Below are 12,902 nucleotides of genomic sequence, written 5' to 3' on the forward strand. Positions count from 1 at the left end.
TCCACGACAGAACCACGAGAACCGGAGGCCCCGGCGGGCTCGATGGACCGCAAGCAGGTCCTCGAAGCGATGTCGGGGCTGATGATGGGCATGTTCGTCGCCATCCTCGCCTCGACGGTGGTCGCGAACGCCTTGCCTCGCATCGTCTCCGAACTGGGCGGCTCACAGGCCTCCTACACCTGGGTGGTCACCACCGAACTGCTCGCGATGACCGCGACGGTTCCGCTCTGGGGCAAGCTTTCCGACCTGTATAACAAGAAACTGCTGATCCAGCTCTCGCTCGCGCTGTTCGTGGTCGGTTCGCTGGTGGCCGGGTTCGCGGGCAACATCGAACTCCTGATCGCCAGCCGGGTCGCACAGGGCATCGGCGCGGGCGGGCTCACCGCGCTCGCGCAGGTGATCATGGCCGCCATCGTCTCGCCGCGGGAACTCGGGAAGTACTCCGGGATCTTCGGTGCCGTGTTCGCCGTCGGGACCATCGCCGGCCCGCTGATCGGCGGCGTCATGGTGGACACCTCCTGGCTCGGCTGGCGCTGGTGCTTCTTCCTGGGGGTCCCGTTCGCGGTCGCGGCGATCCTGCTGCTGCAGCGGACCCTGAACCTGCCGACGATCCGGCGGGACGTGAAGGTCGACTACCTCGGCGCGTTCCTGATCATGGCGGGTGTCTCGACGCTGCTGGTCTGGTCTTCGCTGGCCGGGCACCAGTTCGCGTGGGGCTCTTGGTGGACCGTCGGCCTGGTGACCGCCGGGGTGGTCGTCCTCGCCCTCGCCGTCTACGTCGAATCGAAGGTGGCCGAGCCGATCCTCCCGCTGGGCCTGTTCCGCAACCGCACGGTCAGCCTGACCACCCTCGCGAGCTTCCTGGTCGGTGTCGCGATGTTCGGCGGGACGGTGTTCCTGTCGCAGTACTTCCAGCTGTCGCTCGGCAAATCGCCGACGGTGGCCGGGCTGCTGAGCCTGCCGATGATCTTCGGCATCCTCGTGTCCTCCACGGTCTCGGGCCAGCTGATCAGCCGGACCGGCAAGTGGAAGAGCCATCTGCTGCTCGGCGCGACGCTGATGACCGTCGGCCTGGCCCTGCTGGGCACGCTCGACTCGAAGACGAACCTCGTCGTCCTCGGCGCGTACATGGTCGTCCTGGGGGTCGGCGTCGGCATGCTGATGCAGAACCTGGTCCTGGTGTCGCAGAACGACGTCGACGCACACGACCTCGGCACGGCGACCTCGACGCTGTCGTTCTTCCGCAGCCTCGGCGGCTCGATCGGGGTGAGCGCGCTGGGCGCGGTGCTGGCGAACCGGGTCACCGCGCTGATCACCGAGAAGCTCGGCCCGCTGCCCGGCGGGGGTGAAGGTGGCGCGGTGCCGAACATCGCCGCGCTCCCCGAACCGGTCGCGAGCGTCGTCCGCGACGCCTACGGGGAAGCGACCAGCGAGCTGTTCCTGATCAGCGCGCCGATCGCGCTGCTGGTCATCGTCGCCGTCGCCTTCCTCAAGCACAAGCCGCTCAAGACCCAGTCGGGCAACGAGCGGCTGGCCGAGGAGACGGCCGCCGACGCCGTCGCCTGACCCACCACGCGACAGGGGCCCGGTTCGCCGAACCGGGCCCCTTTTCGCGCGCACTGAACACACCTGGAAATTCAGTCGCGTGATCGCGTGGTTTCAGGCGGCGATGCCGGCATGAATCAGCCGACGTCGTTCACTACCGGTCAGCCCGCCGAAAACGCCGTGGGCCAGCCCGTTGTCCACGGCATAGGCCAGGCAGGCCGAAATGACCGGGCACCGGGCGCAGACGGCCTTCGCCCTGGCGGCCTGCCGCGCGCCGGGACCGGTTTCGGTGACCGGAAAGAACAGTTCGGGATCCTCACCGCGGCAAGCGGCCTCGGCCAGGTCACCCACCATCCTCGTTTCCATTTTCCTATCACCTCCTTTTCTTCCGATTTTCCCTTCCTCGTCAAACGACTTCCGCTCGCGGCCGGGTATCCGCCCGGGCACGGACCGCAAACATCACCTTGACCGAATCGTTACACTCAGCGGCCCGCTCGCTGCACCTGTTCTGGTGAGGGCATTCGCGTCAGGCGGCTGAGAGCGGTGAGTGCGGGTGATGGGCCACCATGAGTTCGACGAGTTCTTCCACGCCGAATTTCCGCTGCTCACCGGCTTTCTGTGCAAGATAGGGTTCGCGCTCGACCCCGCGCGCGACGCGGCCGCGGAAGCGATGCTCAACGCCTACGAGGACTGGCGGACCATCGCCCAGCCGAAATCATGGGTCCGTCGCGTCGGGCACCGGCGGGCCAAGGAGCAGACAGCGGTCCGGGCGGACTGGGCTTTCGCCGACGCCGGGCGGGAGGACAAACTCACCGTTCTCGCCGCCGAGGCGTCGTCCGTCCTGACCATGCTGGGGCGGCTGCCGAAACGCCAGCAGCTCGGCATGGCCTGGGCACTGGACGGTTTCACGCCGCACGAGATCGCCGGGGTGCTCGGGATCGCGGACGAGGCGGTGAGCGCGACCCTGCGGCACGCACGGGACCGGCTGCGGGAGCACGACCCCGAGTCCACCGACCGCCTGGACAGCGCCAACGGCGCCTTCATCGACGCGCTGCGCGTCGGGCTCGACGGCGAAGACATCCTGACCCGGATCAAGAACCGCGCGATGATCCGGGAACTCTCGCTGGTGGAGCCGGGCGCCCCGGCGGGGTCGGAACCCGAGCAGGTGACGCCGTCCCAGTGGTACACCCTCGACGAACCCGTCGCGGCCGCCGGACGGGGTGACCGGCGGGCGCTGGACCACCTGCTGTCCACCATCCGTCCGCTCGTCATCCGCTATTGCCGGTCGCGGATCGGCAGACAGGAACGGACTTACGCCTCGGCGGACGACGTCGCGCAGGAGGTCTGCGTGGCGATCCTCCGCGCGCTGCCCACCTACCGCGAGCGAGGACGGCCCTTTCTCGCCTTCGTCTACGGCATCGCCCAGCACAAGGTCGCCGACGCCCGCCGGGCCGCCGCGCGCAACCGCAGCGAACCCGTCGCCGAGGTCCCCGACGGCGTTTCGGAAACCGCCGGCCCGGAACAACAAGCGCTGCACAACGAATTGAGTGACCGGCTGGGCGAATTGCTGCGAATCCTGCCGGACAAGCAGCGGGAAATCGTCGTATTGCGCATCGTCGTGGGCCTGTCCGCGGAGGAGACCGCCGGAGTGGTCGGGTCGACGGCGGGCGCCGTCCGGGTTGCGCAGCACCGCGCTTTGGGCCGGCTTCGCAAAATCCTCACGGAGGAATGAGCACTTCGCGGACACCTGATCGTTACGCCGTTTTCGTAACGTCCGATCGTCTTGGTGCGCGCGAAAATCGCGCACGATGAGACGTAACACGGGAATACGTCACACCGATCTCCACGCGAAGACACGCGAAAGGATCATCGTGACCACTCCCTCCCCGTATCCCTATCAGGCGGCACCCGTGACCACGCCTCCGCGTAACGGGTTGGGCACCGCAGGGTTCGTTCTCGGCCTCGTCGGACTGCTGTTCTCCCCGATTCCGTTCATCGGCGTCATCGCCTGGCCGCTCGTCATCGTCGGACTCGTTCTCGCCGGTATCGGCTACTCCCGCGCGAAAAGCGGTGTCGCGACCAACAAAGGCCTCGCGCTGACCGGCGTCATCCTGTCCGCGGTCGGCCTCGTCATCTGCATTCTGTGGACCGTCGTGTTCAGCAAGGCCGTCGTGGACGCGGCGAACTCGCTCCCGACGGCACCGCCGTCGGCGCCCGGCGCACCGCTGGGCAACGACGCGGGTACGCAGGCGGGTGCGCCGGCGCAGGAGCCCGCCAAAGACCAGGCCGCCGAGCACACCGTGGTCTACCGGGTGACCGGGACCGGCGGGGCGAAGGCAGGCAGCATCACCTACACGACCGACGGGATGACGACGACCAACCAGGAAGCCAACGTCAAGCTCCCGTGGGAGAAGACGATCAAGCTGCCGGGCGGCGAGGCCCTGCAGATGGTGAGCATCATGGCGCAGGGCAGCGGCAAGGGCGCCATCAAGGTGACCATCGAGGTCGACGGCAAGCTCATCAAGGAAGCGAGCGCCGAGGAGTACGGCATCGCGCACGCGAACGAGAACATCGGCTCCCTCGGTAACTGAGCCGACGGCGCAGGCCTTTTCGCACCGCGAAAGGGCCTGCGCCGCACGAATCACGGGCGGCAGCGTGCGGCGGTCGCCGCGGCCTTGGTCAGTTCCGGTGAGTCCAGGACGGCCTTGACGGGGTCGAGCGCGCCGTGCGCGTCTTTCTGGGCGGCCATCAGACCGTCGACAGCGCGGCTTTGCGCGGCCGTGTCACTTCTCTTCGCGGCGTCCAGATCGGCCTTCGCCTTCGTGACCTTGTCGCGCGCCGCGGTGTATTTCCCGAGGAAATCCTTCTCGGCCGCGTCCGCGGCGGGGACCGGCGCGGGCGGCAACGCGTTGAGCGCGTCGACCGTCTTGCCCAGGATGCCCGCGTAGTGCCCGAGTTGATCGCTGGTGCTCTTCGTGATCGCCTCGACCGTGTCGCCGCCGGCCGCGGGCATCTTGTTGTTGCCGTCGATGAAATCGTGGACGGCACCGCAGAACCCGTTCATCCAAGCCTCCGTGGCGGCCGGGTCGGCTCCGGACGGCGAAGGCGCGGACGCCGGCTGGGCCGCCTGCGGCGCCGGATCGGAAGAGCAGCCTGTCAGGGCCAGCGCGATTCCGATCGCGGCCGCGACGACGGCCGGCGCTTTCTTGACAGTGAGCATGTCCTTTTCCCCTCTCTTTCCGGCTGGTGTTCCGGCCGGCGCGAGGACTTTGACACGGTGGGACCGGCGCGGTCTGCGTCATCTGACTCAGAACCGGCACTCCCGCGCTCGGATTCGTAACGTTCGAAGCACGGCGGCCGGATTGCGTAACAGGGTGCGGACAGACGGCGAGTACCGCATTACCCCTGTTCGCTCAGAGGACACCCAGCCGAAGAGGTGACGCCATGGCCATCAAGATCATCGCAGCGCGGCTCGAAGGCGGGAAGTTCCACGAGAGCATCACGAAGCTGCGCTGGGTCAACCCCGGCAGCGGCGAAACCGGCGAGAGTTTCGTTTCGGCGATCGTGGCGTGGATCGAAGACGACGACGGGAAGGCCTACGTGGACGAGGGAATCCATCGGGTGGCCGTGGAGATCATCAAACCGACCTTCGGCCCGAAGTTCCTCCGCACGCGGGCGGACGGGATCTGGAAGAACAACCTCGTGGAGCTGCCCCGCTTCTGAGGCGGACTTGTCCACAATGGAGAACGGGACCTCTCATCCCGGGCCGGGCTCACGTCGACCACGGTGCCCGGCCGGTCGAGGCCACCAATGCCGCGCAGCGTGACAGCGAGATGTGCCGACGGCGCGCCATCTCCCTCAGCTCACCACCAGCCCGCTCACGGTTGACACCTCGAGCGACCAGAACGGCCTCCGCCCGCTCGACATCACCAACGGGCACGATCGCTTTCCTGCGAAACAACACTACGTTTCCTCCGGCTGCACTTCACGACGACTCCCGACATCTACCCACGCGCCGCGAACCTCAACCGTGGAACCTGACGGCCGCGGGCCCGGTTTCCCGACATGAAGGAGAAATCCTGTTCGGAGGCGTTTGGCGGGACGCCGATGCGGGCATCACCAGCCCAGTCCCCATCGTGGCCGCGATTCGTTTCGGCCGCTCCAAGAAAGTGAGTCACCATGATTGTGCTCGGAGTCATCATTCTCGTGATCGGCCTGATCGTCGGGATCCCCGTGCTGACCACCATCGGCGCCGTTCTCGCCGTCGTGGGCGTGGTTCTCGCGATCCTCGGCGGCACGGGACGCAAGGTGGGCGGCCGCGCCCACTGGTTCTGAGTCGACCGTCGTTCGAACCGACGGCCCCGGTCCGCGTTTCACCGGACCGGGGCCGCGTTCTTCCTCCTCCCCCGCACTATTTCCTTTCCACCGCACCTGCGAGGACCGCGATGCCTGAGCCGACGACCCCAGAACCCGTCCCGGCGGAACTACGAGCCCTGGCGGCCGAGGCCGACGCTCTCGCCGAGCGGACCGCGGAGATGGCCGCTCGGCTGGAGGCCGCGGACGACGGGCACTTGCAACGGCTGGCGCAGCCGATGAGCAAAGCCACCGGCGATCTGGCCGACTACACCGGCGAGATCGCCAAGACCGCCGCGTACCTGACCCGCGTCCGGGTATCCCGCGATCCCCATCTGTGCGACGTCCCCTGGGGTATCTGCCCGATCCACGGCGTCACCCTGCACTCGCTCGGAGACCGGGCTTGGTGCACCGCCACGGGCTGTGGCAACTCCTGGGACTATGACCGGCTGCACACCCCCTGCGCGGAACCGGCTGTGGCGATCGCCACCGATCGTGACGATGTGACCGGCTCGCTCTGCTCGGCCCACGCCTCGGACGCCGAGCGGCGGCTGGACGGATGCCGCATCGAATATCTCGATCACCGGGCGAAGAACGGTTGAGGCCGTGACCGCTGCTCATGCCGCCTTCCCAGACCCGGTGCTGCGCAGGTATCCCGGGTTCTCGGCATACCGAAGTCTGGCGGGCAAGGCCTGCAGTTCCCGCTCCACCGGACAATCAGGGGAAGCAGCGCAGGGGATCGCATCAACTCAGCGCTCGGCTTGCTCAGTGGCGGAATCGGCTTCCCGGGAAGAGACAACCCGTCCTCTGTCGCCGTCGGTCTCGGCGGGGCGGTGTCAGCGGTCAGAGGCCTTCCGAACGACTGTAATATCACCCTCCACCAAGCTGCAAAAATGGCTCTCGTCGATAGCAACGGAGGAGCGCCGTGGGAAACGACACAACCCCAACGTATCGACAGCTTGCTTTCTGGACAGTTCCGGGAATAGCGTGGACCATTATCGGCGCCTTCGGGACCGGTCCTGGAAATGGCTTGGTTTTCGTCGCATTGGGAATCATCTGCCTGCTGGCAGTCTTGTTCTATGCGGTTCGACGCCGCAAGCACGACCGAGACAGCAAAGGAACAAGCTGACCAATAACCCAGATGGAATTCCTGTCACCGGACACCGGGCAGTCTGGCACCCTCGCATCTTGCCGCCTTGACCGTGGCGTGCGCAGCTCGACGGAGGCGCGCGGCCGATGGAGCCTCGCTCGATGAGCAACCGGCGTCCGTGCAAGATCAACGGGCGTTACGGTGGGACACGAAGACCTCCGTTGTGATCGGTGATGACGTCAGACACCAGCACCCCACACGGAGGTCTTCTTCCTGATCAACTCAAAAGGAACAGCTGCGGACCAGTCCGTACATCATCACCCCCTGACGACCGGGTCCACGGCAAGGACGACATCAGCGATGTCCGAGACACCGCGCCGGAATGACAATTTCTTCCGAGTTCGCTATCACTCGCCAACGCAGTTCTCCCCCGCGCAAACGTCATACTCGTCGATACGTGTTTTCCACGACGCTCAGGTGAATGCATTCCTCTATACCTGGAACACCGTTCCGGCGTCGGAGCGGTTCTTCCGAGAGGACATGCGCCATGAAGCGTCGACCACACCGGGCCGCCGCGATCGCCGGTGCGATGATCGCACTGCTGGTCGCTGTGCCGGGAACATCGGGTCTGCCCGTCGTCGGAGTCGCGTCGGCGGCATCCGCCGAAGAGAGTCCCTATGCTCGCGGTCCGGCTCCGACGAAAGCCACCGTCGAGGCGGCCCTCGGGTCGTTCCGTATCGCGACCGAGAAGGTCCCGTCCGGACAAGGATTCGGTGGTGGAACGATCCATTATCCGACCGACACGGACCAGGGCACTTTCGGTGCGATCGCGGTCGCACCCGGCTTTCTCGAGACCGAGGCCGCCGTCGCCTGGTACGGCCCTCGGCTGGCGTCCCAGGGCTTCGTCGTCATCACGTTCTCGACCAACGGCACCTGGGACACCCCGGACGTCCGATCGGACCAGTTGCTCGCAGCGCTGCGGTACGTCACGGACAAGAGCCAGGCCAAAAGCCGGGTGGATCCCCACCGGCTGGCCGTCATGGGGCATTCGATGGGCGGCGGTGGATCCCTGATCGCCGCGCAGAAGGCGCCCACCCTGAAGGCGGCCATCCCCCTAACCGGCTGGAATCCGAACACGATCTTCTCGGACTTGAAGGTCCCCACCTTCGTCGTCAGCGCGCAGAACGACTTCATCGCACCGGACGGCTCGCATTCGCGCCCGTTCTATCAAAGCCTTCCCGCGTCGTTGAACAAGGCGTACATGCTACTCGCGGGTGCCGGGCACATGGCGCCGACGAAACCGGACGTGACCATCGCCAAGTACAGCCTTTCGTGGCTGAAGCGCTTCGTGGACGAGGACACCAGGTACGACCAGTTCCTGTGCCCCCTTCCGGTGAACGATCCGAAGATCGCCGCCTATCGGGGAACGTGCCCGCTCACCTGAGCGCCCCGCACCCGGCCGAGCCGACCTCCGGGTCACCGCGGCCGGGTGCGGGCCCTGTTCTCGACCCAGATTGCCAGCTGGGTCCGGTTGGCGAAGTCGAGCTTGTTCGAGATGTGCTGCAGATGCGTCTCCACGGTGCGACGGGCGATGACCAGCCGTGCCGCGATCTCCCGGTTGCTCATTCCGGCCGCGACCAGCCGCGCGATCTCCGACTCGCGTGGTGTCAGCGGCGGCAGGACACCATCGGCGCCGTCGTCCCGGCGCGCGCTCGTGCCGCTCAGCGCGTCGTGCGGACTCCGCTGGCGCCCTTCTTCGAAGGCGGCGTCGAACTTGTCGTCCCCCAGAGCCTTTTGAGTGGCTTCGCGGAACTCCCGGTGAGCCGTCGACACGGCCACGCCGGGTTCGGCGCCGCAGCGATCCCAGAGTGTCGCGGCTGTTCCGAACAGGCCCGCCGCCCGCGTCCATTCCCCGCGTCGGGCGGAAACCCAGGCCAGACCGTCCACCCGATAGGCCGCGGACAGCACATCTGACGCACGGAGGTCGATCTCCAGTGCCGCACGGATGGCTCGTTCGCCTTCGTCGACGTCGCCGCCGAAGCAGACCTCGGCGACGCCCAGACCGAACAGGGCCATGGACCGGTACCGGTCCTCCCCCGCCGCCTGACATTGCCTGAGCATCGAACCCAGGAGTTCCCGCGCTCCTGACAGCTCTCCCCGATAGGCCAGAGCGACGCCCTGGATGAACAGGGGGTGCATCTGACGTCGTACATCGCCCCGCTCGCCGAAGATCCGGACGGCGGTCGCCGCGTGGACACTCGAATCCGGCTCCGCCGACAACATCACCACGAACGCCCGGGCGTGGGCGACGTACGGCGCCGCCTCGTCGTCCTCGATCGCCTCGGCAGCGGCCAGCCGCTCCCTGGCGAGCCGGAGATCCGCGTGCAGCGCGGCGCAGAGCGAGGAGATCGCCAGGCCGCGGGCACGGCCGGGGGCCGCTGGAGGGACCACGTCGAGCGCGCGATCGATCCAGTCACGCACCTCCCACGCGGCTCCGCGGGCCACCCAGTACTCGATCATGGCGGTCGCCATCGTCAACGCCGCCACCCCTTCGCCGGGCGTACGCAACGACCACGACAACGCTTCCCGGACGTCGGCGTGCGCCGCGGTCATCCGCTCGAACGCCTCGTCCTGCCCCGGTCCGAACCAGGCGCCGGCGGCCCGCTCGATCAACTCGGCGTAGTGATCACGATGCCTACCGGCCACCGCTGGCTCGTCACCGGTTTCGGCGAGCAGCCGACCACCGAATTCACGAAGCAGCCGCAGCATCCGATAGCGCACCTTGTCCACCCCGTCGACGCGGATCAGCACCGACTTGTCGACGAGACCGGCGACGGCGTCCAACACCTCGTTCCCCGGCCGGCCACAGACAGCCTCGGCCGCCGCCAGATCGAAGTGCCCGGCAAAGACGGAGCAGCACGCCCAAGCGGCTCGCTCATCGGCGGTACACAGCGAATGACTCCACTCGAATGTGGCGCGCAGCGTCCGATGCCGCTCCACGGGAAGCCGGAGACCTGTGACCAGCACCCCCGAACCCTGTTCGACCAAGTCCGCGATCTGCGACGGCGACAGGACGCGAACGCGTGCCGCGGCCAGTTCGATCGCCAGCGGCAGGCCGTCCAGTCGCCGGCAGAGCCGGACAACGGACGCGACATTGCTTTCGGTGACTTCGAACGAGGGCAGCAGGCTCGTGGCCCGTTCCGTGAACAGGCGCACCGCGTCGAACGTGAGCGCCTCCTGGGGCGTGCCGACCTCCCCGGATGGCACGGGCAGGGGCTGGATCGCCAGAAGGTGCTCGCCGTCGAGCCCCAGTGAGCACCGGCTGGTAGCCAGGACGGCCAGATTCGGGCAGTCGCGCAGCAGCGCGGCGACCAGGCCGGCACTGCCCTCCAGCAGATGCTCACAGTTGTCCAGGAACAACAGCGATCGCCGGGGACGCAGGTACGCCACCACCGCATCCAGGTCCCTACGCCCCGCGGTGTCGTGCAGCCCCAGGCTGTCGGCCACGGCGCGCGCGACCAGCCGTTCGTCCCGCAATTCGCCCAGCTCCGCGACGGCCACGCCGTCGGGGAAAACGCGGGTGAGCGAACTGGCCACCTGGGCGGCCAGCCGGGTCTTGCCCACGCCGCCGGCGCCGGTCAAAGTGACCAATCGGCCCAGGCCGAGCAGCCGCCGCACTTCGCGCTCGTCGTCCGTACGGCCGACGTAGCTCGTCAGTGCCCGCCGCCGTGCCTCGGCTTCACCCGCCGTCCGTCTCATCGCCCACATCGAAGCATGTTCACCGGGATCGCGTATCCCCACGCGCCAAGTGCCGCCTCGATGGCCTTCAATCCACTCGGACGATTCACCGGCCGACGCCGGCGGTCATCGGCGCACTCATGGTGTCGTTCTGTGTCATGAGACCGTGGCCCGGAGATAGGTCAAGACGGCGAGCACTCGCCGGTTGGTGTCCTCGGTCGGTGGCAGGTCGAGCTTGGCCAGGATGTTGCCGACATGCTTGCCGACGGCCGCCTCGGTGACGACCAGCCTGGCCGCGATCGCCGCGTTCGAGCGGCCTTCGGCGACCAGGGCCAGCACCTCCCGTTCGCGCGCCGAAAGCCGGGCCAGGGGATCACGCCGGCGAACCAAGAGCTGGCGGATCACCTGCGGGTCGACCACCGTGCCGCCCGCCACCACCCGGCGCAGCATCGCGACGAAGTCCTCCACGTCGACAATCCTGTCCTTGAGCAGGTATCCGACCCGCACACCGTCACCGGAGTCCAACAGTTCGGCGGCGTAGCTCCGCTCCACATACTGGCTCAAGGCGACGATCGCAAGTTTCGGATCGAACTCACGCAACGCCACGGCGGCTCGCAAGCCCTCATCCGTGAATCCCGGAGGCATGCGGATGTCCGTGACCACAAGGTCCGGCCGGGTCTGTTCGACCGCCACCGTCAGCGCATCCGCGTCGCCGACCTGTGCGACGACCTCGAACCCGAACCGTTCCAACAGCCCGGCCAACCCAGCCCGCAGCAACACTCCGTCCTCGGCCAGCACGACTCGAATCAGATGCACGGCAGCTCCACGCGCACCACGGTGGGGCCGCCCGGTGGGCTGGACAGCAGCATCCGACCGCCCACCACGGCCGCGCGATCGGCCAGCCCGGTCAATCCGGTGCCACGCGCCGGGTCGGCACCACCACGACCGTCGTCGCTGACTTCCAGTACGAGTGTCCCGGGCTCACGAGAAGCGGAGACAGTGGCAGCGGTCGCATCGCTGTGTTTGGCCACATTGGTCAACGCCTCAGCCACGACGAAGTACGCGATCGCCTCCACCGGGGCGGCAAGGCGGCCGGGCACGTCGGAGCGCACACTCACCGGAATGGGCGCGCGGTCGGCGAGTTCACCCAAGGCCGCCGGAATGCCACGGTCGGTGAGAACCCTGGGATGGATACCGCGGACAAGCTCACGCAACTCTGTCATCAGTTCCTTGGCCTCGTCATGCGCGGCTGTGAGTTCCGCGTATGCGGGTGAATCGGGCGGGAGGTCCACTTTGGCCAGTCCGAGCCGGAGGGTGAGTCCGACGAGTCGCTGTTGCGCGCCGTCGTGCAGGTCACGCTCGATACGGCGGCGTTCGGTTTCGAACAGGTCCACCAGCCGGGCTCGTGATCGTGCGACCTCGACCAGCTCGGCGCGCAACGGTGCGCTGTCGTCGCGGAGGAGGACACGAGCCACCGCGCCGTGCGCCGACACCAGGAAGGCCACCGGGTACGGCGAGAGCAGGAGTGCCACGCCGGCGGCCACGGCGTACGGGATCGCCGCGTCCTGCGTGGTGACGGTGGTGAATCCGAGCGTCACCTGTGAGGTGCCGTCCACCAAGTAAGGCGATCCGACCAGCAGGGCGAGAAACAGCAGCAGGCCACAGGTGGCGACCGACAGTAGCGCGCCCACCGTCACCAGCAGGACCAGGTACGCGACAGCCCGCCAGGTCGCGGACTCGGCGTACTTGAGGGGCCCGCGTGGCGGCTCGCCCAGCGGACGGCCGTCCACCAACCGCAGCCGACGTCGCTCGAGCCGGGCTATCGGGGCGGCCACCCAGGGCAACGCCGCGGCAAGCAGCAATCCGCCGACGAGCACGAGCAGCAGCACGATCGTCCACGGCATCGACGCCGTCCGCCCTGCTGCCACCACCAGCCACGGCGTCGCGGGTACCGTCAAGGGCAGCACCGCAAGGAACGCGATCATCGGCGTGCCGAGCAGGTGGGCGTACGCGCGCCACGGCCAGGCACTGAACAAGAACCGCCGGGTCGTCAGCGCTTCACGCACCGTTCGCGGTTCCCCCTTGATCACCCGGTCAACCGTATTCCATTCGGTGGAGCGCGTCCCGCCCTTTCGCCATAGTCCGGGGGTATGCCTGGCACTACCTCCGAATGACC

The 12,902-nt window shown here is 67.6% G+C and carries 13 protein-coding genes; 8 read left to right on the forward strand and 5 right to left on the reverse strand.

Annotated elements, in window-relative coordinates; all coding sequences use genetic code 11:
• The first annotated feature begins 42 nt into the window (after positions 1–42).
• The gene (locus IE302_RS12595; protein ID WP_191254773.1) at positions 43–1,566 is read left to right on the forward strand and encodes an MDR family MFS transporter; all 1,524 of its coding nucleotides are present in this window, start codon (positions 43–45) and stop codon (positions 1,564–1,566) included.
• A 93-nt stretch (positions 1,567–1,659) separates the two neighbouring features.
• Here the strand turns inward: IE302_RS12595 and IE302_RS12600 are convergent, their stop codons facing one another.
• Positions 1,660–1,911 carry a WhiB family transcriptional regulator gene (locus IE302_RS12600; RefSeq protein ID WP_191254636.1) on the reverse strand — a complete coding sequence of 84 codons (252 nt, stop codon included), beginning with the start codon at positions 1,909–1,911 and terminating at the stop codon, positions 1,660–1,662.
• Positions 1,912–2,101: 190 nt separating this feature from the next.
• Between IE302_RS12600 and shbA the strand changes: the two genes are divergently transcribed.
• Positions 2,102–3,277, forward strand: coding sequence for an RNA polymerase sigma factor ShbA (gene shbA, locus IE302_RS43175; protein ID WP_308436858.1), 1,176 nt, complete (start codon positions 2,102–2,104; stop codon positions 3,275–3,277).
• Positions 3,278–3,416: 139 nt separating this feature from the next.
• Positions 3,417–4,136, forward strand: coding sequence for a DUF4190 domain-containing protein (locus IE302_RS12610; RefSeq protein ID WP_229907720.1), 720 nt, complete (start codon positions 3,417–3,419; stop codon positions 4,134–4,136).
• Between the two features lie 50 nt (positions 4,137–4,186).
• On the opposite strand, the gene IE302_RS12615 is transcribed toward IE302_RS12610, so the two are convergent.
• Positions 4,187–4,765, reverse strand: coding sequence for a hypothetical protein (locus tag IE302_RS12615; RefSeq protein ID WP_191254637.1), 579 nt, complete (start codon positions 4,763–4,765; stop codon positions 4,187–4,189).
• 224 nt (positions 4,766–4,989) lie between these two features.
• Here IE302_RS12615 and IE302_RS12620 point away from each other — a divergent pair, with 224 nt between their 5' ends.
• The 5 genes from IE302_RS12620 (at position 4,990) to IE302_RS12640 (ending at position 8,432) form a co-directional block, all read left to right on the forward strand.
• Positions 4,990–5,268 carry a DUF3892 domain-containing protein gene (locus tag IE302_RS12620; RefSeq protein ID WP_191254638.1) on the forward strand — a complete coding sequence of 93 codons (279 nt, stop codon included), beginning with the start codon at positions 4,990–4,992 and terminating at the stop codon, positions 5,266–5,268.
• A gap of 456 nt (positions 5,269–5,724) precedes the next feature.
• Positions 5,725–5,880, forward strand: a complete 156-nt coding sequence (locus IE302_RS12625) for a hypothetical protein (protein ID WP_101607226.1) — start codon at positions 5,725–5,727, stop codon at positions 5,878–5,880.
• A 110-nt stretch (positions 5,881–5,990) separates the two neighbouring features.
• Positions 5,991–6,500, forward strand: coding sequence for a hypothetical protein (locus IE302_RS12630; RefSeq protein ID WP_191254639.1), 510 nt, complete (start codon positions 5,991–5,993; stop codon positions 6,498–6,500).
• A gap of 323 nt (positions 6,501–6,823) precedes the next feature.
• Positions 6,824–7,027 (forward strand): LPXTG cell wall anchor domain-containing protein, encoded by a 204-nt coding sequence (locus tag IE302_RS43245; protein ID WP_191254640.1) that lies wholly within the window; start codon positions 6,824–6,826, stop codon positions 7,025–7,027.
• Positions 7,028–7,535: 508 nt separating this feature from the next.
• Positions 7,536–8,432: a poly(ethylene terephthalate) hydrolase family protein gene (locus IE302_RS12640; RefSeq protein ID WP_191254641.1), complete on the forward strand. Its 897-nt coding sequence runs from the start codon at positions 7,536–7,538 to the stop codon at positions 8,430–8,432.
• 32 nt (positions 8,433–8,464) lie between these two features.
• Here the strand turns inward: IE302_RS12640 and IE302_RS43180 are convergent, their stop codons facing one another.
• The 3 genes from IE302_RS43180 to IE302_RS12655 form a co-directional block, all read right to left on the reverse strand.
• Positions 8,465–10,747, reverse strand: a complete 2,283-nt coding sequence (locus tag IE302_RS43180) for an ATP-binding protein (RefSeq protein WP_191254642.1) — start codon at positions 10,745–10,747, stop codon at positions 8,465–8,467.
• Positions 10,748–10,882: 135 nt separating this feature from the next.
• Positions 10,883–11,533 (reverse strand): response regulator, encoded by a 651-nt coding sequence (locus IE302_RS12650; RefSeq protein WP_191254776.1) that lies wholly within the window; start codon positions 11,531–11,533, stop codon positions 10,883–10,885.
• Positions 11,533–12,816 carry a sensor histidine kinase gene (locus IE302_RS12655; protein WP_229907721.1) on the reverse strand — a complete coding sequence of 428 codons (1,284 nt, stop codon included), beginning with the start codon at positions 12,814–12,816 and terminating at the stop codon, positions 11,533–11,535. The genes IE302_RS12650 and IE302_RS12655 overlap by 1 nt, the downstream gene beginning before the upstream one ends.
• Positions 12,817–12,902: the final 86 nt, after the last annotated feature.

It is taken from the genome of Amycolatopsis oliviviridis (assembly GCF_014654365.1).
In the GTDB taxonomy this organism is placed as follows: Bacteria; Actinomycetota; Actinomycetes; order Mycobacteriales; family Pseudonocardiaceae; genus Amycolatopsis; species Amycolatopsis oliviviridis.